At 69.6% G+C, this 23,375-nt stretch carries 17 protein-coding genes; 4 read left to right on the top strand and 13 right to left on the bottom strand.

Features of this window, described 5'->3' with window-relative positions; all coding sequences use genetic code 11:
- Positions 1 to 116: 116 nt before the first annotated feature.
- Positions 117 to 734 carry a GNAT family N-acetyltransferase gene (locus ABZ490_RS09880; RefSeq protein ID WP_133911126.1) on the top strand — a complete coding sequence of 206 codons (618 nt, stop codon included), beginning with the start codon at positions 117 to 119 and terminating at the stop codon, positions 732 to 734.
- A gap of 106 nt (positions 735 to 840) precedes the next feature.
- On the opposite strand, the gene trxA is transcribed toward ABZ490_RS09880, so the two are convergent.
- The 7 genes from trxA to ABZ490_RS09845 all read right to left on the bottom strand — a co-directional run bounded on the left by trxA (position 841) and on the right by ABZ490_RS09845 (position 10,667).
- Positions 841 to 1,173, bottom strand: a complete 333-nt coding sequence (gene trxA, locus ABZ490_RS09875) for a thioredoxin (protein WP_055632129.1) — start codon at positions 1,171 to 1,173, stop codon at positions 841 to 843.
- A 44-nt stretch (positions 1,174 to 1,217) separates the two neighbouring features.
- Positions 1,218 to 2,186 carry a thioredoxin-disulfide reductase gene (gene trxB / locus ABZ490_RS09870; RefSeq protein WP_358987023.1) on the bottom strand — a complete coding sequence of 323 codons (969 nt, stop codon included), beginning with the start codon at positions 2,184 to 2,186 and terminating at the stop codon, positions 1,218 to 1,220.
- Positions 2,187 to 2,352: 166 nt separating this feature from the next.
- Positions 2,353 to 3,279: an anti-sigma factor gene (locus ABZ490_RS09865; RefSeq protein ID WP_358987020.1), complete on the bottom strand. Its 927-nt coding sequence runs from the start codon at positions 3,277 to 3,279 to the stop codon at positions 2,353 to 2,355.
- Positions 3,276 to 4,001 carry an RNA polymerase sigma factor SigM gene (gene sigM, locus ABZ490_RS09860; protein ID WP_358987017.1) on the bottom strand — a complete coding sequence of 242 codons (726 nt, stop codon included), beginning with the start codon at positions 3,999 to 4,001 and terminating at the stop codon, positions 3,276 to 3,278. The genes ABZ490_RS09865 and sigM overlap by 4 nt, the downstream gene beginning before the upstream one ends.
- Positions 4,002 to 4,028: 27 nt before the next feature.
- Entirely contained in the window at positions 4,029 to 5,744 is a 1,716-nt protein-coding gene (locus ABZ490_RS09855; protein ID WP_358987014.1) for a protein kinase family protein, read from the bottom strand.
- Between the two features lie 136 nt (positions 5,745 to 5,880).
- Complete coding sequence (gene murJ / locus ABZ490_RS09850) at positions 5,881 to 8,172, bottom strand: murein biosynthesis integral membrane protein MurJ (RefSeq protein WP_358987012.1); 2,292 nt, start codon at positions 8,170 to 8,172, stop codon at positions 5,881 to 5,883.
- 44 nt (positions 8,173 to 8,216) lie between these two features.
- On the bottom strand, positions 8,217 to 10,667 hold the full coding sequence (locus tag ABZ490_RS09845; protein ID WP_358987009.1) for a DUF6049 family protein: 2,451 nt from the start codon (positions 10,665 to 10,667) through the stop codon (positions 8,217 to 8,219).
- A gap of 258 nt (positions 10,668 to 10,925) precedes the next feature.
- On the opposite strand from ABZ490_RS09845, the gene ABZ490_RS09840 reads away from it, so the two are divergent.
- The gene (locus ABZ490_RS09840; protein WP_358987006.1) at positions 10,926 to 12,368 is read left to right on the top strand and encodes a CCA tRNA nucleotidyltransferase; all 1,443 of its coding nucleotides are present in this window, start codon (positions 10,926 to 10,928) and stop codon (positions 12,366 to 12,368) included.
- 126 nt (positions 12,369 to 12,494) lie between these two features.
- On the opposite strand, the gene ABZ490_RS09835 is transcribed toward ABZ490_RS09840, so the two are convergent.
- The 4 genes from ABZ490_RS09835 to ABZ490_RS09820 form a co-directional block, all read right to left on the bottom strand.
- Positions 12,495 to 12,989, bottom strand: a complete 495-nt coding sequence (locus tag ABZ490_RS09835; protein ID WP_358987003.1) for a hypothetical protein — start codon at positions 12,987 to 12,989, stop codon at positions 12,495 to 12,497.
- 130 nt (positions 12,990 to 13,119) lie between these two features.
- Positions 13,120 to 14,382: an MFS transporter gene (locus ABZ490_RS09830; RefSeq protein WP_358987000.1), complete on the bottom strand. Its 1,263-nt coding sequence runs from the start codon at positions 14,380 to 14,382 to the stop codon at positions 13,120 to 13,122.
- 117 nt (positions 14,383 to 14,499) lie between these two features.
- Positions 14,500 to 15,582: an inositol-3-phosphate synthase gene (locus ABZ490_RS09825; protein ID WP_358986997.1), complete on the bottom strand. Its 1,083-nt coding sequence runs from the start codon at positions 15,580 to 15,582 to the stop codon at positions 14,500 to 14,502.
- Positions 15,583 to 15,626: 44 nt separating this feature from the next.
- Complete coding sequence (locus tag ABZ490_RS09820) at positions 15,627 to 16,307, bottom strand: helix-turn-helix transcriptional regulator (protein WP_358986994.1); 681 nt, start codon at positions 16,305 to 16,307, stop codon at positions 15,627 to 15,629.
- A 362-nt stretch (positions 16,308 to 16,669) separates the two neighbouring features.
- Between ABZ490_RS09820 and ABZ490_RS09815 the strand changes: the two genes are divergently transcribed.
- Both ABZ490_RS09815 and ABZ490_RS09810 read left to right on the top strand, forming a co-directional pair.
- A complete protein-coding gene (locus ABZ490_RS09815) occupies positions 16,670 to 19,339 on the top strand; it encodes a transglycosylase domain-containing protein (protein WP_358986992.1) in 2,670 nt (889 codons plus the stop codon).
- Positions 19,340 to 19,470: 131 nt separating this feature from the next.
- Positions 19,471 to 20,994: a glycosyltransferase 87 family protein gene (locus tag ABZ490_RS09810; protein ID WP_358986989.1), complete on the top strand. Its 1,524-nt coding sequence runs from the start codon at positions 19,471 to 19,473 to the stop codon at positions 20,992 to 20,994.
- Positions 20,995 to 21,120: 126 nt separating this feature from the next.
- Here ABZ490_RS09810 and ABZ490_RS09805 read toward each other — a convergent pair whose 3' ends face one another.
- Both ABZ490_RS09805 and femX read right to left on the bottom strand, forming a co-directional pair.
- A complete protein-coding gene (locus ABZ490_RS09805; protein ID WP_358986986.1) occupies positions 21,121 to 22,152 on the bottom strand; it encodes an alanine racemase in 1,032 nt (343 codons plus the stop codon).
- Positions 22,153 to 22,201: 49 nt separating this feature from the next.
- Positions 22,202 to 23,323: a peptidoglycan bridge formation glycyltransferase FemX gene (gene femX, locus ABZ490_RS09800; protein WP_340377688.1), complete on the bottom strand. Its 1,122-nt coding sequence runs from the start codon at positions 23,321 to 23,323 to the stop codon at positions 22,202 to 22,204.
- Positions 23,324 to 23,375 lie beyond the last annotated feature (52 nt).

Here is a 23,375-nt window from a genome sequence, read left to right as displayed (position 1 = left end):
AGCGCGGGGCTGGGGCTGGGGGCGGTCGGCGGATTCGTCGGCAGTCTGCTCAGGGAACGCAGCGCTCTGACAGCCGCTCGCGATGCCGCGGGCGAAGGAAGCGAGGAACAGCCTTCATGGGGCGTCGGCTCGTACCGCTCACGCTGGACAACCTTCAGGACCTTCCCAAGCGCTGTCGCTCGTGTGTCTTCTGGGAGCTGGATCCCGTCAGGGGTGCGGCCGCGCTGAAGGCGGGCACGGCCGCTCTGGAGAAGGAGTCCTGGATCTCCGCCGTCCTGCTGGACTGGGGGTCGTGCGGCCGGGTGGTGTACGTCGACGACCGTCCTGTGGGGTTCGTGCTCTACGCCCCGCCCGCCTATGTGCCGCGCTCGACGGCGTTTCCCACCAGCCCGGTGGCACCGGACGCCGTGCAGCTGATGACCTCGTTCATCATGCCCGGGTATCAGGGGCAGGGGCTGGGACGGGTGATGGTGCAGACGGTCGCGAAGGATCTGCTGCGGCGCGGCTTCAAGGCGATCGAGGCCTTCGGTGACGCCCGTTGGAAGGAACCGGGCTGTCTGCTCCCCGCCGATCATCTGCTGGCCGTGGGCTTCAAGACGGTGCGGCCGCATCCCCGCCACCCCCGGCTGCGGCTGGAGTTGCGGACCACGCTCTCCTGGAAGGAAGACGTGGAGATGGCCCTGGACCGGTTGCTGGGGGCCGTGCAGAAGGAGCCGGCGCTGCGACCGCTGTAGTGATGCTGTGGTGATGACGAAGGGGCCGGTCCTCATGGACCGGCCCCTCTCTGTTTCACGTGAAACAGTGCGTCACGGGAAGCCGTGCGTCACGGGAAACCGTGCGTCACTCGGAGATGAAGGTCTCCAGGTCGCGGACGAGCGCGGCCTTCGGCTTGGCGCCGACGATGGTCTTGGCGACCTCGCCGTCCTGGTAGACGTTCAGCGTCGGGATCGACATGACGCCGTACTTCGCGGCCGTGTTCGGGTTCTCGTCGATGTTGAGCTTGACGATCTCGATCTTGTCGCCGTGCTCGGCGGCGATGGCCTCGAGGGACGGGGCGATCTGGCGGCACGGGCCGCACCACTCGGCCCAGAAGTCCACCAGAACGGGCTTGTCGCTCTTGAGGACGACCTCATCGAAGTCGGCGTCGGTCACATTCTTCAGGGTGCCGGCCACAGGGGGCTCCTTCATTCCTTGTGCGGTGGGGCGGGAGAGGGGGGTCAGACAGTGGTCTTCTCGGGCTCGGCCTGCTCCTCGTCCGCGAGGGCGGCGAGGAAGCGCTCGGCGTCGAGAGCGGAGGAGCAGCCGGTTCCGGCCGCGGTGATCGCCTGGCGGTAGGTGTGGTCCACCACGTCACCGGCCGCGAAGACACCGGTCAGGTTCGTCCGGGTCGAGGGCGCGGCCACCTTCAGGTAGCCCTCCTCGTCCAGGTCGAGCTGGCCCTTGAAGAGCTCGGTGCGCGGGTCGTGGCCGATGGCGATGAACAGACCGGTGACCGCGAGGTCGGAGAGTTCGCCGGTCTTGAGGTTGCGCAGCTTCAGCCCGGCCAGCTTCGGGTCGCCCTGGATCTCGGCGACCTCGCTGTCCCAGACGAACTTGATCTTCGGGTCGGCGAAGGCGCGCTCCTGCATCGCCTTGGAGGCGCGCAGGCTGTCCCGGCGGTGGACGATGGTGACGGACTTGGCGAAGCGGGAGAGGAAGGTGGCCTCCTCCATCGCGGTGTCGCCACCGCCGATCACGGCGATGTCCTGGTCCTTGAAGAAGAACCCGTCACACGTGGCGCACCAGGAGACACCGCGGCCGGAGAGGGCGTCCTCGTTCGGCAGGCCGAGCTTGCGGTGCTGGGAGCCGGTGGTGACGATGACGGCCTTGGCGCGGTGGACCGTGCCGGCCGTGTCCGTGACGGTCTTGATCTCACCGGTGAGGTCGACGGAGACGATGTCGTCCGCGATGAGCTCGGCACCGAAGCGCTCGGCCTGGGCGCGCATGTTGTCCATGAGCTCGGGGCCCATGATGCCGTCCTGGAAGCCGGGGAAGTTCTCCACCTCGGTGGTGTTCATCAGGGCGCCGCCCGCGGTGACGGCGCCTTCGAAGACCAGCGGCTTCAGCGACGCGCGCGCGGTGTAGAGCGCGGCGGTGTAGCCGGCGGGCCCGGAGCCGATGATGATCACGTTACGGACGTCGCTCACGGCTATGTTCCTCGTCTCTGGTCTGCGTCGTTCGACCGGTGGGAGCTGCTCTGAACTCTCACCCCACCCAACGGATCCTAAGGGGCGCGCATTCCCACTGTGTCCGGGCACACGGAGGGAGGATCCCCTGGGGGGAACCGCCGGGGACGGAGTCGCAGGTGGGCCGTCAGTGACGGGTGTAGGAAGACTTCAGAAGGATCTTGGCCGGGCCGGCGGAGGCATCCGTGACACAGGTGCTGTCCATGAGGTACGCGTCGACCTTGGTGCTGTCGGAGGTGTCCGGCAGGAGGACGAGAAGCGCGTCCGTTCCCTTGTAGACGCCTTCTTCGGTGGCGAGGGCCGTGTCGCTGCGGCCGATGCCCTTCTGGACGCAGGCGGGGACGGTGGGCTCCGTGTAGACCCGGGGCCGGGGGCTGCCGGTAGTGCCTTCGATGCCCAGACTGTTCGGCGCCTTGGACCCCTGGGCCCTGCCCAGGAGATCCGTGACCTTCTGCTCCAGGGTGCCCTGGGCGAAGGTGTCGGCGGCGGTGGACTGCCCGTGTGCGGCGGGGCCAGGCCCGCTGCCGCCCGTCAGCGAGGAGAGCAGGACGCCACCGAGCCCCAGGGCGGCGGCGCCGAGAACGGCGCCCAGCACGGCGACCCTGCGGCGACCGCCCCGCTTGCCGCTCTTGCGGCCCGGGCCGGTGGTGGCGGTGCGGGCGTGACCCGAGGGCCGGTCTGCGGTGAGCGGTGTTTCACGTGAAACAAGGGGTGCCTCGGCGCCGGCGGGAGCCGCGTCGGCGGTGACGGTCGTGTTGGCCGGTTCTGCCGGGCCGGTCAGGTCGGTCGCGTCAGTCGTCGTGCCGGGGACCGCTTCGGCGGCGAGCGCTGCGTCGATGCGCCGGGCGATGTCCTCCGGCATCCGGGGCGGCTCGGGGAGAGCGCCCAGCAGGCCGCGGATCTCCTCGAGCGAGCTGTGGACGTCGGCGCAGAGCTCGCAGTCGTCGAGGTGCCGCCGTACCTCGGCGCTCCGGGACGGGGCGAGCAGGCCCTCGGCGAGGTCGGAGATCTCCGTGACGTCCGGGTGCCCGGTCGTTTCCGTCGTCGATGTCACGTTCGCCCACCTCCGCCCTTCACCGCTGCTGAATCGCCTGACCCGGCGCCGGCCGATCCCTCCTCGGGAGGATCCGCTGCCGGTGGGACGGTTGTCCCCCGCGCCCGGTTCCGCGCCCCGTCGGTTTCCTTGTCGTCGCCGGGGCTTTCCGGCCTCAGATGGGTCAGCAGCGGCAGCAGCCGGGCTCTGCCCCGGGCACAGCGGCTCTTCACCGTCCCCGTCGGCACATCGAGGATGCGGGCGGCCTCGGCGACCGGGTAGCCCTGCATGTCCACCAGGACGAGGGCCGCACGCTGGTCGGCGGGAAGGGTGCCGAGCGCTTCGAGGAGCTGACGGTGGACGTCATTGCGCTCCGCGGGGGCGGAGGCGGCCTCATGGGGTTCGAGCAGCTGCTCCAGGCGCTCGGTGTCGTCGACCGGGGAGGTCTTGCGCGAGGCAGCCTTGCGGGCCCGGTCCAGACAGGCGTTCACGGTGATGCGGTGCAGCCACGTCGTGACGGCGGACTGGCCACGGAAGGTGTGGGCGGCACGGTAGGCCGACACCAGGGCGTCCTGGACGGCGTCGGCGGCCTCCTCACGGTCGCCCAGCGTCCGCAGGGCGACCGCCCAGAGCCGGTCACGGTGCCGCCGTACGAGCTCACCGAAGGCGTCGGGGTCGCCCTCCACATGCCGGGCGAGGAGGTCCTGATCGCCGGCCGCGTCGTATCCGCCGCCCTGCGTCATGGGACCCCCTCTCCCTCCGGTGTGTCATCACCCCGTGAACTTCACATCGGTGATGGCCTGCTTGTAGCCGGCCCCGCTGTAGTCGTCCGACCCCGAGTACGGGGCCGCCGTGATCCATACGAGAACGTACCGCGTCTTCGCCGCCGTCTTGGCGGAGATCTGCAACTCCTTGCCGGTGGTCTTGGCGTCGGCGATCTTCTTCATGGAGCTGAGGGACGCCGACGACGAGAGGGAATCGGCCGCGTACAGCGTGGCGGCCGTGTAGTTCCCGCCGTAGAGCAGCCCTATCGAAGCGGACGACAGACTCTGCTCCGAACCGAGGTCGTAGACGATGCCCACGCCCTGCTTGTACGGGGCGAGCACGGGTCCTCCGTTGAAGGACTTGGACCGCCAGTACGTGGAGCTGTCGTTGTCGTACGTCAGCTTCGCATCGCCGGGGTGCTGGGCCGAGCCGTCGGGGTAGTACTCGGCGGCGCCCTGGATCTTCAGCGTGGTGACCGGCTTCGGCGAACTGCTGCTCTTGTCGCCGTCGTCCGTCGTCTGCGTCTTGTTGGTGTCGTCGGACTTGTCCTGCTCCATCAGGGCGTCCGCGAGCTGCCAGCTGCCCAGGCCGAGCGCGGCGATGAGCAGCGCGGAGACCGCCCACTTCAGGGCCCGGCCGGTGCGGCTCTGCAGCGGGGGTGGCGGGGTCGGGACCGGCTGCGTGGCACCCGGGTGGGGCGCCGGGCGGCCGTAGGTGCCCTGCTGGTACGTCGTGCGCTGGTACTCCGGCGGCGCGGTGAACGCCGGCTCCGGCGGGCGGATGCGGGGCATCTCCCCGATCGCCTTCACCAGTTCCTCCGGTGTGGTGCACGCGGCCTCGTGCCGGGACGCGGTCGCCCCGTCGTTGGCGAGCGCGCGCATGGCCAGCTCGGACAGACCCCGGTGGACGCCGGCGCGCACCTGGTCGGGTGCGATCAGACCGACGTCCTTGGGCAGCCCGGACAGGCCGTGGGCGTCGTTCTCGTACGGCCAGCGCTGGGTGAGCGCCGCGTACAGCAGGGCGCCGATCGCCTCCGTGTCGGTGCGCTGCGGGGTCTCCGAGGTGATGCCGCGCAGCGCGGCGTTGACCGCGAGCCCCCGGATGCGCCACTGGCCCGTGGAGGTGCGCAGGACCGCGCTGGGGTTCAGCCGCAGATGGGCCAGCCCCTCACGGTGTGCCGCGGCCATCGCCGACGAGAGCTGACTGACCATCTGGTACGCGTCGTGCGGCTCCAGGGGGCCGGACGCCAGCAGTGTGGTCAGCTCGGTCGCGTCGGGCAGCCACTCGTGGACCACGTAGACGAGGTCGTTCTCCTCGACCGCGTCCAGGACCTGGACGAAGCGAGGGTCGCCGAGCAGCGCCGCCGAGCGGGCCGCCGCCAGCACCGAGCGGGCGCGGGCGTGGTCCGCGGGCAGGATGTGGACCCCCACGGCACGGCGAAGTTTCTCGTCGACCGCACGCCAACTGCTGAAACCGTCCAGACGGGTGACGCACTCCTCGAGGCGGTACCGTCTGGCGAGTTTGTGGCCGCTGTGCAGTTCAGGCGGTGAGGTCCTGCCGGGATGTTCGATCCCGCCACTCCCCTGTGCCTCGTCGCTGTCCGTGTCCCGCTCCCGGTTCTTGGCCACCCCGTCGGCCGTGGACTGGTCCGCCTGCGCGGTCAGCGGCTCATCGCCGCTGTTGTCTGCCACGTCGACGGCAGCCGTGCTCCGTTCCGCCACCGTCGTTCCTGCCTCCCCATCCCATGCGCGCCGCCGACCTCGTGCGCGCCGTCCGACGCCGGATCCAATTGTGCCCACAGTCCGCCGCTATGCACGACACACGGCAGCTAACGATGGTTGTGCGACTCCCCCTGGCTCAGCGCCCCAGGCGCCCCCGGACCATGCCGACGAGGGAGTTGAGCTCCTCGATGCGCATGCGCCGGGCGGCGACGAAGAAGATGCCGAGCAACAGGGCTCCGCCGACCAGCAGGGCGGCGAAGGAGCCCATGACGCCCTGACCCAGGGTCCGGGCGATGCCGTAGCAGGCCGCACCGCTGATCAGCGCCGCCGGTACGGAGGCGATGCACAGCCGCGCGTACGTGCGCAGGACGTGGGAGCCGTCGAGGTCGCCGCCGAGCCGCTTGCGCAGCCGGTTCCAGGCGACACCGACGCCGATCGCGTAGGCCAGCCCGTAGGCGGCGGCCATGCCCGCCACGGCCCAGCGGGCCGGGAGGACGAAGTAACAGACCGCCGAGGCCGTCGCGTTGACCGCGGCCACGATGACGGTGTTGTAGAAGGGGGTGCGGGTGTCCTCGTACGCGTAGAAGGCGCGCAGGACGACGTACTGCACCGAGTAGGGGATCAGGCCGAGGCCGAAGGCCATCAGCATGAAGCCCATGTTGGTGGCCTCGCTGGTGCCGGAGGAGCCGAAGATCAGGGTGCACATCGGGATGCCGAGCGCGAGGAAGCCGAAGGCGATCGGCACGATCGCGACGGCCGTCGTGCGCAGCCCCTGTGAGATGTCGTCGCGGACCGCGCCGCCGTCGCCCTCGGCCGCCGAGCGGGAGATCCGCGGCAGCAGGGCCGCCATCAGCGACACGGTGATGATGGCCTGGGGCAGGCCCCAGATCAGCTGTGCGTTGGCGTAGGCGGCGAAACCGGTGCCGTCGACGGGCGAGGCCTTGCCGGCCGCGGTCGACAGCTGGGAGACGACGATCGCGCCCGCCTGGTTGGCGAGGACGAACAGGAACGTCCACTTGGCGAGCGTCACGGCCTTGCCCAGGCCGTGGCCCCGCCAGTCGAAGCGCAGCCGCAGCCGGAAGCCGGTCTCCCGCAGGTAGGGGATCATCGCGAGCGCCTGCACCACCAGGCCCAGCAGCACGCCGATGCCCAGGAGCCGCTGGCCCTCCGGCGGGATGGACGTGACCTTCATGCCGGAGTCGGCGGCGGTGCCGTAGACCCAGATGAACATGCCCAGCGTCACGATGATGACGATGTTGTTCAGGACCGGGGTCCACATCATCGCGCCGAACTTGCCGCGCGCGTTGAGGATCTGACCCATCACGACATGGACGCCCATGAAGAAGATCGAGGGCAGGAAGTAGCGGACGAAGGTGATGCCGACCTCGTTGGCCGCCGGATCGCTGGCGACCGGGTCGGACAGCGCCCGGATCAGCAGGGGGGCGCCGGCGACCGCGGCGACGGTCAGTGCGCCGAGCGCCACCATCACCAGCGTCAGGAGCCGGTTGGCGTAGGCCTCGCCGCCGTCCTCGTCCTCCTTCATGGCCCGCACGAGCTGCGGTACGAAGACGGAGTTGAGACCGCCGCCGACGGTCAGGATGTAGATCATCGTCGGCAGCTGGTAGGCGACCTGGAAGGTGTCGCCCAGCAGGCCGACGCCGAGCGCGGAGACGATCAGCGCGGAGCGGACGAAACCGGTGAGGCGGGAGACCATCGTGCCCGCGGCCATCACGGCACTGGACTTCAGCAGGCCGCCCGCCTTGCCGCCCTTCTTCGCGGCCGGAGCGGCGGCCGGCTCGGGAGCCGGCGCCTCGGTCACGGCGGCCGCGCTGCCGAGGTTCATGGTGCGGTCGTCCACGGGCGGCACCGGGGCCGGACCCGGGTGGCGCGGCGCGGACCCCTGGCCGCCGGGGGCCGCCGCCGGGCCCGGCACCGCGGGGGAGTCGGCCGACGGGCGGATGCCGCCCTGCTGCTGGTCCTTGAAGAGGTGCGCGAAGGCGTCGGGCTGGTGCTGCTCCTCACCGGAGTGCGACACCAGGTCGTCCACGCCCACGAACTCGGTCGTGCGCGGGTCGTCGCCGTAGGGCAGGTACTGGGTGGGGCCCTCCGGCTCGGGCGCCGGGGGCCGGGCCCACACCTGCGGGTCGGGCGCGTACGGCGACGGCGTCGGGCGGCCGTAGAGCGGCTGCTGCGGCGCGTAGGTGCCCGGGGGCGGCGGCGGGTGCGCGGCACGGTCGTAGAGCGCCTCGGCGACCGGGTCCTGCGCGGTGAGGTCCTGGGCCCCGTAGGGGTCCTGGTCGTAGGCGTCCTGGAGGTACATGTCCGCGGGGTGCTGCGGCGGCACCTGGCCGTGCTCGGGCGGCGGGCCCTCGGGGTGACCCGAGCTGCCCGCGGCCTGGCCGCGGTCACCCTCGTACGGCGCGTTCATGGCTACCCCACCTCATCGTCCCGGGCCCACCGGCCACGACATCCTCAACGGTCCACTCTCTCACCCGTCCCCGAGGGGGCCGCGCTTTCCGCTGCGGTGTCCGCTGTCCCGTCACTCGGCTGCTCCGGGTCGTCTGCCCCGGACCCGGCGGCCGATTCTTCCCCGGTGTCACCTTCGGCGTCCTCGGACGTCCCGGGGGCGCCGTCGGCCTCGGCCGCCGTGCCCTCCTCGGTGTCCTCGGAGGTCGCGGGGTCGTCGGCGTCGTCGGCGTCCTCGGCGTCGTCGGCGGCTTCCGCCTCCTGCGCCTCACGGGCCGCGGCCCGCTTGCGCTGGGTGTACATCCGGAAGCCGGCGAGCACGAGCAGCAGCACACCGCCGCCGATGACCAGCATCACCGTGGCCGTGATTTCGGTGACCTTCACGTCGAAGGTCACCGGCGCACCGTAGACCTGGCCGTCCTCGGTGTACAGCTGGGCGATCACCGTGGTCTGGCCGTTCACATTGGCGGTCGTGGTGAACTTCACCGTCGTGCTGTGCCCGCCGGAGACCTCGATGCGCTGCTCGTCGTAGTCGTCGCCGCCGATCTCCAGGCGGGTGTTGTTGGACGAGGAGAGCCGCAGGACCAGGTGGTGGACGCCCTGGACCAGGTTGTTCTGCACGGTCACGGGGATCGTGGCGCTGCGTCCGGAGAGCTTGGTCTCCGACTTGTCGATCAGCTTGACCTGGTCGGTGAGGGTGTCCAGATAGCTCTGCACGCCCTGACGGAAGGTGCTCGCAGCGGAGGAGCGGCCCCGCCACGAGGTGGACATCTCCCGGTTCGTGGCCCTGCCGAAGGGTGTCACCACCCGGGACTTGTCGGTGAGGATCACCTTGAAGCTGTCGAGCGTGTCCTGCGTGGCCGCGATCTGCTCGAAGGCCGACTTCGGCAGTTCCTGCTTGCGCAGCGCGGAGGGGTACGAGGACCGCGTGGGCACCTTGGTGGTGGCACCGCCGTCGGGCTTGGCCGTGGCGGCCGCGGAGAGGTCCTGGGACTGCGACCAGCCCGAGTCCTGGAGGGCCGTGACGGCCGCCGCCATCGCCTGGGCCTGGCCGGCGGTCGGTGTGCGCTGCGGGGCGACGACGATGCTGCGCTGCTTGTGCGTCTGGAGGTTCAGCGCCAGGCTCTGGGCGAGGAACTCCTGCACCGCGAGGGTGGACGCGGAGGCGTTCGTCAGATCGCCCTGGAAGGTCTTGGACAGGCGGGCGTCGGCCACCACCGCCGTGGTGCCGCCGCCGATGGGCCGGGCCGCGGAGGGGGTGTAGGTCAGGCTGCCGGTCTCCGCCAGGCTGTCGCTGCGGGCGATCACCTTGTCGGCGCCCGCGGAGGTGGCGACCTTCACGATCGAGGGGTCGACGGCCCCGTCCAGCGGCCAGGCGAAGTCGGTGCTCGGCGTCACGTGGAGGATCGTCTCGACGGTGGTCGCGGCGACGTCCGTGGCCGCCTTGAACTGGCTCAGCGAGCCGCTGACGCCGGTGCCGTCGTGGGCCAGGGAGGCCAGGTCGGGGTCGGCGAAGGGCAGGGCGACGACCTCCTTGTCCGCCACCGCGTCCTGGAGTGCGGCCAGCCACTTCTTGGCGACGGCCTGGTGGGTACCGGCCGTGGTGGTGTCACCGTCGGCGCGGACCCGGTAACTGCCGGTCATCGCGTCCACGGAGGCCAGCAGGTCCGGGTCGATCACCCAGGTGACGTCGAGGTCCTTGCCGAGGCTCAGCAGCTGGTCCAGGCGGCCGCCGGGGGCGATCTCCTCGGCGAGGTCGTCATTGAGGAAGACGGGCGTCTGGCTGGCGTTCGAGCCGGTCTCGGCCGTCATGTGGACGCTGGAGACCAGCGGCCACAGGATCGTCGTCCTGGTCTCCGTGTCCGCCCCGTCCGGCTGCCAGGGCAGGAAGGTCCGCTGGACGCCGAGCACCTGATCCCACTGCTGTGCGGACGTCTCGCCCGAGAGGGAGACCGCCAGCGGGTAGACGCCGTCGCCGCCGAGGTCCAGCTCGTCGACCGGTACGGAGATGCTGAAGTGCTCTGCGACCCCTGGCGTGAGCTTGTCGAACTTCGCGACGTACTTGCCGCCCACCTCGGAGTCGTAGCCGGCGGAGAGGTCCTCGGCGTCGTCGGCGGCGTCGTCGATCGCCGAGCGGGTGGTGAGCGCGGACCCCACCCGTAGGCCGACGTGCGCCTTGGTGACGGCCTGCTTGCCCTTGTTGGTCACCGTGCCGGAGACGGTCACGGTGTCGCCGTCGGTGGGGACGGCCGGGCTGAGGGAGTCGACGGCGACCGAGACCGAGCCCGTGTCGGAGGCTTCCTTGACGCCTGCCGCGGCGTCGGCGTGCGCGGGGAGTGCGGGCAGCTGCAGCAGCCCGGCCAGCAGGGGCGCCCCGGCGAGCAGTGCTCCGGTGCGCCGCAGCCAGCGGCGGGCAGGTGAGGGACTCGTCCCCGGGAAGTCTGCCGCCTCGGCCACGCGTTCGCCCGTCTCTCGTCGTCGTCAGTGGTCGTCGGAATGTGCGTCCACGCATGGTAACGATGTGCGCGGAGGTGAAGTGCCGCGGACCGGTCCACAAGATCAGGTGCGGTTCGCGTCCTGCCCTCTATCGTCGCGTATGGAGGGGAGTGCCGGTGATGAAGGTCTAAGGATGGCCTTCCAGTGCTATGGGACGGTGTGTTCCCCGGCGGTAATCGGGGCGCCCCGGGTCGGCCGGGCCACGTACCCTTTCCTGTTGTGCCGAACGCCAACGAAGACACCCCCAGCGCCCTGAGCCAGGCGCAGCACAGCGCCGTGAGCGAGCTGCTGCGGGTCGCGCCTGTCGCCGACGACCTCGCCCGCCGCTTCCAGGAGGCCGGGTTCTCCCTCGCCCTGGTCGGCGGCTCGGTCCGGGACGCGCTGCTCGGCCGGCTCGGCAACGACCTCGACTTCACCACGGACGCCCGCCCCGAGGACGTCCTGAAGATCGTGCGGCCCTGGGCGGACGCGGTGTGGGAGGTCGGGATCGCCTTCGGCACCGTCGGGGCGCAGAAGGACGGCTACCAGATCGAGGTGACGACGTACCGCTCCGAGGCGTACGACCGCACCTCGCGCAAGCCCGAGGTGTCCTACGGCGACTCCATCGAGCAGGATCTCGTCCGGCGTGACTTCACGGTGAACGCGATGGCGGTGGCGCTCCCGCAGAAGGAGTTCATCGACCCGCACAACGGCCGTGCCGACCTCGCCGCCCGGGTGCTGCGCACCCCTGGTACACCGGAGGAGTCCTTCTCGGACGACCCGCTGCGGATGATGCGTGCCGCCCGGTTCGCCGCTCAGCTCGACTTCGAGGTCGCCCCCGAGGTCGTCACGGCGATGAAGGAGATGTCCGGGCGCCTCGACATCGTCTCCGCGGAGCGGGTGCGGGACGAGCTGAACAAGCTGATCCTCTCCGCCCACCCGCGCAAGGGCCTGAGGCTGCTGGTCGACACCGGACTCGCCGGCCATGTCCTGCCGGAGCTGCCCGCCCTGCGGCTGGAGCGCGACGAGCACCACCGGCACAAGGACGTCTACGACCACACGCTGATCGTGCTGGAGCAGGCGATCGCGCTGGAGGAGAACAGCCCCGACCTCACCCTCAGGCTCGCCGCGCTGCTGCACGACATCGGCAAGCCGCGTACCCGGCGGTTCGAGAAGGACGGCCGGGTCTCGTTCCACCACCACGAGGTGGTCGGGGCGAAGATGACCAAGAAGCGCATGACCGCGCTCAAGTACTCCAACGACCTGGTGAAGGACGTCTCGCGGCTGGTCGAGCTGCATCTGCGCTTCCACGGGTACGGCACCGGGGAGTGGACCGACTCCGCGGTCCGCCGGTACGTCCGGGACGCGGGACCGCTGCTCGACCGCCTGCACAAGCTGACCCGGTCGGACTGCACGACCCGCAACAAGCGCAGGGCCACGGCTCTCTCCCGGGCCTACGACGGCCTGGAGGAGCGCATCGCCCAGCTCCAGGAGCAGGAGGAGCTCGACGCGATCCGCCCCGACCTGGACGGCAACCAGATCATGGAGATCCTCGGCGTCGGCCCCGGCCCGGTCATCGGCCAGGCGTACACGTTCCTGCTGGAGCTGCGCCTGGAGAACGGGCCGATGGAGTACGACGCGGCGGTCTCGGCGCTCAAGGAGTGGTGGACCGTGCAGAGCTGAGGCCGGGAGCCGGGGCGATGTTTCACGTGAAACACCGCCCTGATCCCTGACCTCGGTCAGCCCCCGAACGCACTGAGGCCGGTGTTTCACGTGAAACACCGGCCTCAGTCGTGGCGGTCGCTACCGCTACTTGACTTCCTTCAGGCAGAGAACCACGTCGTGGCCGCCGCCGTACTGGACGTAGGAGATCGTCGCGTCGGTGACGGCCTCGCACTTGCTGTCGTCACTGGAGCCGTCGAACTTCTGGACGACCTTGTACTGGGCCTTGCTGTCCGAGCAGTCGACCTCGTTGAGGTCCGCGTTGGAGTCCGTGCCCTCGTTGTGCATGCACGAGCCGACCGAGGTCGTCTCCGCGTCGTCACGCGTCAGGAACCAGCCCGCGCCGAACTTGAGGATGCCGATGATGACGGCGACGACGATCGCACCGACGATCCGTATCGCCTTCTTGCCCATGCGCTTGCCGGCCGGCGCGGGCGGCGGGGGAACCGGAGCGCCGCCCTGGTTCGGGAACGGGGCGTACGGCTGCTGCGGCGGGACTCCCGGCTGACCGGGCTGCTGCCCCATGGGCGCGGTGGGCTGGGCGTACGGGTTCTGGCCCTGTGGAGGCGGCGGAGTGGTCATGCTGGGTCCCCCTAGAACATGGGTGCGCTGGAACATGCGTGCGCATGGCGCCAAATAAGACTCACGTAAAGTACCGGCCACCACTGACAGCGCCCGACCACCGAGGGACTCTGTGTCTTTGATGTGACACTTACTGGCGTTCAAAGCGGGTCATAGCCGCAGCAATTGCCCCGTAGATAACGGCGACCGTTACCACCAGCGCCGCTGAGCGGCCGTCAGGCGGCAGCATCAGGGCGGCCACTCCGGCGGCGCCGACGAAGGCGACGTTGAACAGGACGTCGTAGAGGGAGAAGATCCGGCCACGGAAGCCGTCCGCCACGGACGACTGCACGATGGTGTCGGTGGCGATCTTCGCGCCCTGGGTGACCAGTCCGAGCACGAACGCCGCGACGAACGTGGTGGCTTGGGTGAAGGGCAGCATCAGGGCGAGCTCCAGCACGGCGGCCGCGGCCGAACAGACGACGATCCAGCGGCCGGGGCCCAGCCGTCCGGCCGCCGTCGGGGTCACCACGGCCGCGACGAAGAAGCCGATGCCGGAGATGGCCACGGCCACACCGAGCAGCGCCAGCCCCTTGTCCGTGTCGGTGGACCAGGCGTACCGGCACAGCATCAACACCATGACCGTCAGGGCGCCGTAGCAGAACCGCATCAGGGTGATCGCGCCGAGCGCCCAGGCGGCCTCCCTGCGCTGCGGCTCCGTCAGATGGCGTACCCCGGAGGCGAGTCCGCGGGCCGTGCCCCGGACGGCGCTCGCCCAGCCGGCCGGCACCAGGCCGCGTTCGGGCCCGAGCAGATCCGCGGCCATGGTCAGGGACATCAGCGCCGAGCACAGGTACAGCGCGCTGCCGAGCAGGACCACCGCGGCATCGGTGTCCGCGATCGCCAGGCGTACGACGAAGGCGAGACCGCCGCCCGCGACCGCGGCCAGTGTTCCGGCCGTCGGGGAGAGGGAGTTCGCGATGACGAGGCGTTCGGCGTCGACCACCCGCGGCAGCGCGGCCGAGAGGCCCGCGAGGACGAACCGGTTGACGGCGGTGACGCACAGCGCGGAGACGTAGAAGAGCCAGTCGGGGACGTGGCTGAGCATCAGGACGGCCGTCGCCGAGGCCAGCAGGGCGCGCAGCAGATTGCCGTAGAGCAGGATCTGCCGGCGCCGCCAGCGGTCCAGCAGGACGCCGGCGAAGGGGCCGACGAGGGAGTAGGGCAGCAGCAGGACGGCCATCGCGGAGGCGATCGCCGCGGCCGAGGTCTGTTTCTCCGGGGAGAACACGACGTAGGTGGCGAGCGCGACCTGGTAGACGCCGTCGGCGCACTGGGACAGCAGCCGTACGGCGAGCAGGCGCCGGAAGGCGCCGAGGCGCAGCAGGACGCGCAGATCACGGACGACGGCCATGGGGCCCAGCCTCACATACGGGGAAGGTCCCCGGGTCATACGACCCGGGGACCCTCTCAGCCCTGGCAGGAGCGAATTTTCAGCGGGTGGCGCGCCGGGGCGCGCCCCGGCGTCGAGCTAGCGCTCGACCTCGCCGCGGATGAACTTCTCGACGTTCTCACGGGCCTCGTCGTCGAAGTACTGGACCGGCGGGGACTTCATGAAGTAGCTGGACGCCGACAGGATCGGGCCGCCGATGCCGCGGTCCTTGGCGATCTTCGCGGCGCGCAGGGCGTCGATGATGACACCCGCGGAGTTCGGGGAGTCCCAGACCTCGAGCTTGTACTCCAGGTTCAGCGGGACGTCACCGAAGGCGCGGCCCTCGAGACGGACGTAGGCCCACTTGCGGTCGTCGAGCCACGCCACGTAGTCGGACGGGCCGATGTGGACGTTCTTCTCGCCGAGCTCCCGGTCGGGGATCTGGGAGGTGACGGCCTGGGTCTTGGAGATCTTCTTGGACTCCAGGCGGTCGCGCTCGAGCATGTTCTTGAAGTCCATGTTGCCGCCGACGTTCAGCTGCATGGTGCGCTCCAGGACGACACCGCGGTCCTCGAACAGCTTCGCCATGACGCGGTGCGTGATGGTGGCGCCGACCTGGGACTTGATGTCGTCACCGACGATCGGCACGCCCGCCGCGGTGAACTTGTCCGCCCACTCCTTGGTGCCGGCGATGAAGACCGGGAGGGCGTTGACGAAGGCGACCTTGGCGTCGATGGCGCACTGGGCGTAGAACTTCGCCGCTTCCTCGGAGCCGACGGGCAGGTAGCAGACGAGGACGTCGACCTGCTTCTTCTTGAGGATCTTCACGACGTCGACCGGCTCGGCCTCGGACTCCTCGATGGTCTGGCGGTAGTACTTGCCGAGACCGTCGAGGGTGTGGCCACGCCGCACCTTCACACCAGTGTTGGGTACGTCGCAGATCTTGATGGTGTTGTTCTCGGACGCGCCGATGGCGTCCGAGAGGTCCAGGCCGACCTTCTTGGCGTCCACGTCGAACGCGGCGACGAACTCGACGTCACGGACGTGGTAGTCGCCGAACTGGACGTGCATCAGGCCCGGGACCTTGGCCGCCGGGTCGGCGTCCTTGTAGTACTCGACGCCCTGCACCAGCGATGCGGCGCAGTTGCCCACACCGACGATGGCTACGCGAACCGAACCCATTCCGGTTGCTCCCTGTGTGTACGAGTGAGGCCCTGGCTGGGCGCTCACGGGGTGGTGTCGCCGGGCGTATCCGTCCCGGGGGTGTCCCCGGGACGGGGCAGGACGCCCGGCGCTCCAGTGGTGTTCTGCTGAGCGGACTCCCCGGAGGCGGAACCCTTCAGGTCCCGTCCGGCCCGCTCGCTCTCGATGAGCTCGTTCAGCCAGCGCACTTCGCGCTCCACGGACTCCATCCCGTGGCGCTGGAGCTCAAGCGTGTAGTCGTCGAGGCGCTCCCGCGTGCGTGCCAGCGAGGCGCGCATCTTCTCCAGACGCTCCTCCAGCCGGCTGCGGCGGCCCTCCAGGACGCGCATGCGCACATCGCGCGACGTCTGCCCGAAGAAGGCGAAACGGGCGGCGAAGTGCTCGTCCTCATACGCGTCGGGGCCCGTCTGCGAGAGCAGGTCCTCGAAGTGTTCCTTACCTTCGGCCGTCAACCGGTAGACGATCTTGGCGCGACGTCCGGCGAGTGGTGCGGCGAGGGCGTCCTCGGGGGTGTTCCCCGGTTCCTCGATCAACCAGCCGTTGGCGACCAGCGTCTTGAGGCAGGGGTACAGCGTCCCGTAGCTGAAGGCACGGAACACTCCCAGTGATGTATTGAGTCGTTTGCGCAGCTCATAGCCGTGCATCGGGGATTCGCGGAGCAGGCCGAGCACGGCGAACTCGAGGATGCCCGAACGTCGGCTCACCGTCGCCTCCTCTCGCCCTCAGCGCGTTTATCTCGCTCCGATGTATCGACTCGATACATCACGACGATAGAACGGCCTTCCGGATGCGACAAGAGGGACGGTGGTGAACGGGATCACATCACCGTTTCTTCGCAGCTGACTTGTCCGGTATGAGGTGAACCTTGGGACTGGGCGGGTTTTGACGGTGCGTAGTCTGTGCGCCATGCAGACCACCGGGACCCGAGGGACGCCGGGGGGCGTCGAGGCCCCTGGTGCCGTACGGGTGAATGCGCAGCCGACCGCATCCGTACTTCGGGGGGACAGGAAACCAGCCGCCCTTTTCAGGCGCGCACGGATGCGCCTGCCCTAGGAGTAATCGTTCGATGAGCGAGCACCGTCGCAAACCGCCGCAGCCGCAGGGAGGCGGACGTGCCGCGGCCCGACGTGGCCAGTCCGGGCCGTCCTCCGGCCGCCGCGCACCGCGAGGCGCCACCGGATCTCCTTCCGACTACGGGTTGGGCCAGGTGTCGGGAAGCCCGGAGGAGTCGTACGGCAGCCGTGCCGAGGCCCGGCGTGCCACCCAGCGGCCGCCCGGTGGCCGGCGCAGAGGGGCCGAGCCCGCGGGAGACCACTTCGGCGGCCCGCACGGGCCCGGCCGGGGCAGAGGCCGCTCGGCGCCCGGCAGAAAGCGCCTGATCGACTATCCGCGCGCCGACAGGTACGGCTGGCAGCGCTGGATTCCGTCCTGGAAGCTCGTCGCCGGTCTGTTCATCGGCTTCGTCGGCGGCATGGTGGCCGTGGCCGGCATCGGCTACGCCATGGTGGGCGTGCCCGACGTCGACAAGACGGCGACCGCCCAGAACAACGTCTACTACTGGAAAGACGGCTCCCAGATGGTGGCCACCGGTGGTGAGACGAACCGTCAGACCATCTCGCTCTCGCAGATCCCGCAGGAAATGCGCTACGCGGTGATCTCGCAGGAGAACAAGACCTTCTACGACGACAGCGGCATCGACCCCAAGGGCATCGCCCGGGCCCTGTTCAACATGGCCCGGGGCGGCCAGACGCAGGGTGGTTCGACCATCACCCAGCAGTACGTCAAGAACGCGATGCTGAACGACCAGTCGCAGACGATCTCCCGCAAGTTCAAGGAGATCTTCGTGTCGATAAAGGTGGGCGCCGAGGTCGACAAGGACACGATCATGGCCGGCTACCTGAACTCCGCGTACTACGGACGCAACGCGTACGGGATCCAGGCCGCCGCCCGCGCCTACTTCAACAAGGACGCGATCAAGCTCAACCCGGGTGAGTGCGCCTTCCTGGCCGCCATGCTCAAGGGCGCCACGTACTACGACCCGGCGGGCGCGACCTCGATCGACCCCGTGGGCGCCACGCCCGAGAAGAACACCCGGCGGGCCACGCTCCAGATGCAGGACACCCTGGACAAGATGGTCGAGTACGGCCACCTCGACGCCTCGGTCCGCGCCAAGTACACCAAGCTTCCCGCGTGGAAGAACCCGCGGTCGAACACCCAGCTCAGCGGTCAGATCGGCTACCTCGTCGACCTCGCCAACGGCTACCTGGTCACCCACAGCAAGGAGACCGGGATCACCCAGAACCTGCTCCAGCAGGGCGGCTACTCGATCTACACGACCTTCGACAAGAAGAAGGTCCAGCAGCTCGAGGACGCGGTGACCAAGGTCCAGAAGGCCAACATCAAGCCGAAGGAACGCCCGGACACCGACACCCACGTCCAGTTCGGCGGGGCGTCCGTGGAGCCGGACACCGGCGCCATCCGGGCCATCTACGGCGGTGAGGACGCCACCAAGCACTTCACCGACAACGCCGACGAAACCGGTGCCCAGGTCGGTTCGACCTTCAAGCCGTTCGTGCTGGCGGCCGCGATGACCTGGGGTGTGCGGGATCCCGACCTGGGCTCCTCGCAGGCGCAGGACGAGCGCACCATCGTCTCCCCGGAGAGCCTGTTCAGCGGCAAGAACAAGCTGAAGATCGAGGACTACAACCGCACGGTCTGGAAGAACGAGAAGGGCGAGGAGTGGCTCCAGACCAATGACGGCAACGAGTCGTACGGCACTGCGCCCGACTTCAAGATCGACCTGCGCGAGGCCATGCGCGAGTCGGTGAACTCGGCCTTCGTGCAGCTCGGCATGGACGTCGGTCTGGACAAGGTCAAGGACTCCGCCATCAGCGCGGGCCTGCGGGAGAGCAGCCTCGCCGGCACCACCTTCCCGTCGTTCTCGATCGGTATCTCCGACCCGAGCGCGATCCGGATGGCGGGCTCGTACGCCACCTTCGCCGCGAGCGGCAAGCAGCGTGACCCGTACTCCGTGGAGAAGGTCACCAGTGAGGACGGCCAGATCTACACGCACAAGGTCGTGTCCGAGGAGGCCTTCACCTCGAAGGTCGCCGACAACGTCACGGACGTCCTGAAGACCGTGGTCGAGCGGGGCACCGGCACCAATGCCCAGCTGCCCGGCCGTGAGGTGGCCGGCAAGACCGGTACCACCGACGGCAACAAGTCGGCCTGGTTCGTGGGCTACACCCCGCAGCTGTCGACCGCGGTCAGCATGTTCCGGCTCGACGACGACGAGAAGAACAAGAACCGCACGTTCCTGGAGATGTTCGGAACGGGTGGCCAGAAGAAGATCCACGGTGCCTCGTTCCCGGCGCAGATCTGGCACGACTACATGGCGGACGCGCTGGAGGGCACCCCGGTGAAGGACTTCCCGGAGCCCGAGCCCATCGGTGAGGTCGTGAACGCGGAGCCGTCGGCGACGCCGACCCCCACGGTCACCGAGACCGAGGACCCGGAGCCGTCCCCGACGCCGACCGCCACGGAGACGCAGATCGAGCCTTCGCCCAGCGCGACGGAGACCTGCAACAACTTCTTCCAGTGCAACAACGGCGGCACGGACAACGGCAACAACAACGGTGGCTCGGACGGGGGCTCCTCACCGACACCGACCGCGACCGAGACGGACAGCACCAGAGGCAATCAGAACGGAGGCCTCTTCTCAGGGGCGGACGGGTAGCCGCCCTTATGCCCAGCTCGGGTGTTTCACGTGAAACATGTGGATGTTCCACGTGAAACGAGAGCCGCCCCACCGAACCTGGTGGGGCGGCTCTCGGCTTTTTCCTAACTGGGTACGGCAGGATGTGCCCCATGCCCAGTGCAGAATCGACGCCCACGCGCGTGCACGAGCCGGAGCCGGTGCAGCCGACCAGGAACGACAAGGTGGCCTCGGCCGGCAGCGAGCTGATCGGCGGCCCCCTAGGACAGCGAGCCCTGATCGGGACGTCCTGGTGGACGCCCGTACGGGTCGTCGCACTCGTGGCGATCGGGATGTTCGTCCTGGGCCTGGTCCAGAAGCTGCCCTGCTATGACGGGGGCTGGTTCTTCGGCGCCAGCACGCAGTACACCCACGCCTGCTACTCGGACATCCCGCACCTCTACCAGGGGCGTGGTTTCGCCGATGGGCTGGTGCCGTACTTCGACAAGCTCCCCGGCGACATGGACTATCTCGAGTACCCGGTCCTGACCGGTGTGTTCATGGAGGTCGCCGCCTGGCTGACTCCGGGCAGCGGCAGCATCCAGCACCAGGAACAGTGGTACTGGATGGTCAACGCGGGGATGCTGATGGCCTGCGCGGCCGTCATCGCCGTCTGCGTGAGCCGTACGCACGCCCGGCGCCCCTGGGACGGCCTGCTGGTGGCCCTGGCGCCCGCCTTCGCGCTGACCGCCACCATCAACTGGGACCTGCTGGCCGTCGCCCTGACGGCCGCGGCGATGATGATGTGGTCGCGGGGACGCTCGCTCGCCTTCGGTGTCCTCCTGGGGCTCGCCACGGCCGCCAAGCTCTATCCGGTGTTCCTTCTCGGACCGCTGTTCGTGCTCTGCTGGCGCGCGGGGAAGTGGCGGGACTACGGCAAGGCCTTCGGCGGCGCGGCCGTCGCCTGGCTGGTGGTCAACCTGCCGGTGATGCTCTTCGCCTTCGAGGGCTGGTCGAAGTTCTACCGGTTCAGCCAGGAGCGCGGCGTCGACTTCGGTTCCTTCTGGCTGATCCTGGCGCAGAACTCCAGCGACCCCCTCGCCACCGACAGCGTGAACACCCTTGCCACCGTGCTGGTGGTGGTGTGCTTCGCGGGCATCGCCTGGCTGACGCTCGCCGCGCCCCGCCGCCCCCGGTTCGCACAGCTCGCCTTCCTGGTGGTGGCGGCCTTCATCGTCACCAACAAGGTCTACTCGCCGCAGTACGTCCTGTGGCTGGTGCCGCTGGCCGTGCTGGCCCGGCCGAAGTGGCGGGACTTCCTGATCTGGCAGGCCTGCGAGGTCGCGTACTTCCTGGGCATCTGGTTCTACCTCGCCTACACCACCAGCGGAGACGCCCACAAGGGACTCCCGACCGACGGCTACCACTGGGCCATCGGGGTGCATCTGCTGGGGACGCTCTACCTGTGCGCCGTGGTCGTCCGCGACATCCTGATGCCGGAGCGGGACGTGGTGCGCCAGAACGGCGACGACGACCCCTCGGGCGGGGTGCTCGACGGGGCGGAGGACGTCTTCGTCCTCGGAGCCGCGGCGCACCCGCCCCGGCACGCCTCCCACGCCGACGGGCCGCAGGTCGACTGGGGCACCCAGCACGAGGTGGAGTGGGGCAGGCAGGGCACCGCCGACGGTTCGCTCTGAGCGAACAGGGGCTCCCTACCAGCGTGAAAGAGGCCGTACACGGCGATCGTGTACGGCCTCTTCGGTGCTCCGGGAGGTACTCCGGGCGGTTTCCCGGATGGTGTTCCGGATGGCGTTCCGGTCCGCTCAGCGGTCCATGAGCCGGTCGAACTGGGTCGTGGTGTGGCGCAGATGGGCCACCAGCTCGTCGCCGACCGTGGGCTCCGGGGCGTCCGAGGGGACGAACAGGATCGACACCTGCATGTGCGGCGGCTCGGCGAACCAGCGCTGCTTGCCGCCCCAGACGAACGGGGAGAGGTTCCGGTTCACCGTGGCGAGGCCGGCCCGGGCGACGCCCTTGGCGCGCGGCATGACGCCGTGCAGGGCCTTGGGGGCCTCCAGGCCCACTCCGTGCGAGGTACCGCCCGCCACGACCACCAGGAAGCCGTCCGAGGCCGCCTTCTGCTGGCGGTAGCCGAAGCGGTCGCCCTTGGCGACGCGCGTGACGTCCAGGACCGCCCCGCGGTACTCCGTGGCGTCGTGGTCCCCCAGCCACAGCCGGGTGCCGATCCGGGCGCGGAACCGGGTCTGCGGGAACTGCTGCTGCAACCGGATCAGCTCATCGGCCTTCAGGTGGCTGACGAACATGGTGTGCAGCGGCAGCCGGGCCGCGCGCAGCCGGTCCATCCAGCCGATGACCTCCTCGACGGCGTCGGAGCCGTCGGTGCGGTCCAGCGGCAGATGGATGGCGAAACCCTCCAGCCGGACGTTCTCGATCGCGGAGTGCAGCTGCGACAGGTCCTGCTCGCTGATGCCGTGCCGCTTCATCGAGGACATCACCTCGATGACCACCCGCGCGCCCACGAGGCCGTACACACCGTCCACCGACGACACCGAGCGCACCACCCGGTCGGGCAGCGGAACGGGCTCCTCGCCGCGCCGGTACGGCGTCAGCACCAGCAGGTCGCCGCTGAAGAAGTCCTTGATGCGCGCGGCCTCGTACGTCGTGCCGACGGCGAGGATGTCCGAGCCCAGCCGGGTGGCCTCCTCCGCCAGCCGCTCGTGTCCGAAGCCGTAGCCGTTGCCCTTGCAGACCGGGACGAGCCCCGGGAACTGCTCCTGCACGTGCTTGTGGTGCGCCCGCCAGCGCGCGGTGTCGACGTAGAGCGTGAGCGCCATGGCCGGACCTGGGACCTTTCTGGTGGCTGGGAAGGGGTGGGGTGGGACGTCAGCGGCGCGACATGTAGATGTCGAGCGCCTTGTGGAGCAGCTTGTTCAGCGGGAAGTCCCACTCGCCGAGGTACTCGGCCGCCTGGCCGCCCGTGCCGACCTTGAACTGGATCAGGCCGAAGAGGTGGTCGGTCTCGTCCAGCGAGTCGGAGATGCCGCGCAGGTCGTAGACGGTGGCGCCGAGCGCGTAGGCGTCGCGCAGCATCCGCCACTGCATGGCGTTGGACGGGCGGAACTCACGGCCGATGTTGTCCGAGGCGCCGTAGGAGTACCAGACGTGGCCGCCGACGATCAGCATCGTCGCCGCCGACAGGTTCACCCCCTCGTGGCGGGCGAAGTACAGCCGCATGCGGTTGGGGTCCTCGCTGTTGAGGGCCGTCCACATGCGCTGGAAGTACGACAGCGGGCGCGGCCGGAAGTGGTCGCGCACGGCCGTGATCTCGTACAGCCGCTGCCACTCCTCGAGGTCGTGGTAGCCGCCCTGGACGACCTCGACCCCGGCCTTCTCGGCCTTCTTGATGTTGCGGCGCCACAGCTGGTTGAAGTTCTTGTGGACCTCTTCGAGGGAGCGGTTCGCCAGCGGCACCTGGTAGACGTAGCGCGGCTGGACGTCGCCGAAGCCGGCGCCGCCGTCCTCGCCCTGCTGCCAGCCCATCCGGCGCAGCTTGTCGGCCACCTCGAAGGCGCGCGGCTCGATGAAGTCCGCCTCGATGTCGCGCAGCCGCTTCACGTCCGGGTTCTGGATGCCCGCCTTGATGGACGTGGCCTCCCAGCGCCGGATGATCACCGGCGGGCCCATCTTCACCGAGAACGCGCCCTGCTGCTTGAGGTGCGCGAGCATCGGCTCCAGCCACTCGGTCAGGTTCGGCGCGTACCAGTTGATGACCGGGCCCTCGGGCAGATAGGCGAGGTAGCGCTTGATCTTGGGCAGCTGCCGGTAGAGGACGAGACCCGCGCCGACCAGTTCGCCGGTCCGCTCGTCGAACCAGCCGAGGTTCTCCGACCGCCACTCCGCCTTGACGTCGGCCCAGGCCGGCACCTGCATGTGGCTCGCCGACGGCAGGCTCTGGATGTACGCCAGATGCTGCTCGCGGCTGATCGTCCTCAGGGTCAGGCTCATTCGGGGCGCTCCTCGGGCTGGTGTGTCCCCATGGGTACAGGGGCTCCGGCTC

It is taken from the genome of Streptomyces sp. NPDC005811 (genome assembly GCF_040630405.1).
GTDB lineage: Bacteria > Actinomycetota > Actinomycetes > Streptomycetales > Streptomycetaceae > Streptomyces.
Note: the sequence above shows the minus strand (reverse complement) of the source record. Positions and strands in the feature narration are given on the sequence as shown.

Excerpts from the sequence above, each read along its gene's own strand:
- ABZ490_RS09825 (WP_358986997.1), bottom strand. The coding sequence starts at position 15,582 with ATGGGTTCGGTTCGCGTAGCCATCGTCGGTGTGGGCAACTGCGCCGCA.
- femX (WP_340377688.1), bottom strand. The coding sequence starts at position 23,323 with ATGAGCCTGACCCTGAGGACGATCAGCCGCGAGCAGCATCTGGCGTAC.
- murJ (WP_358987012.1), bottom strand. The coding sequence starts at position 8,172 with ATGAACGCGCCGTACGAGGGTGACCGCGGCCAGGCCGCGGGCAGCTCG.
- ABZ490_RS09805 (WP_358986986.1), bottom strand. The coding sequence starts at position 22,152 with ATGGCGCTCACGCTCTACGTCGACACCGCGCGCTGGCGGGCGCACCAC.
- ABZ490_RS09830 (WP_358987000.1), bottom strand. The coding sequence starts at position 14,382 with ATGGCCGTCGTCCGTGATCTGCGCGTCCTGCTGCGCCTCGGCGCCTTC.
- sigM (WP_358987017.1), bottom strand. The coding sequence starts at position 4,001 with ATGACGCAGGGCGGCGGATACGACGCGGCCGGCGATCAGGACCTCCTC.
- ABZ490_RS09815 (WP_358986992.1), top strand. The coding sequence starts at position 16,670 with ATGAGCGAGCACCGTCGCAAACCGCCGCAGCCGCAGGGAGGCGGACGT.
- ABZ490_RS09880 (WP_133911126.1), top strand. The coding sequence starts at position 117 with ATGGGGCGTCGGCTCGTACCGCTCACGCTGGACAACCTTCAGGACCTT.
- ABZ490_RS09835 (WP_358987003.1), bottom strand. The coding sequence starts at position 12,989 with ATGACCACTCCGCCGCCTCCACAGGGCCAGAACCCGTACGCCCAGCCC.
- ABZ490_RS09810 (WP_358986989.1), top strand. The coding sequence starts at position 19,471 with ATGCCCAGTGCAGAATCGACGCCCACGCGCGTGCACGAGCCGGAGCCG.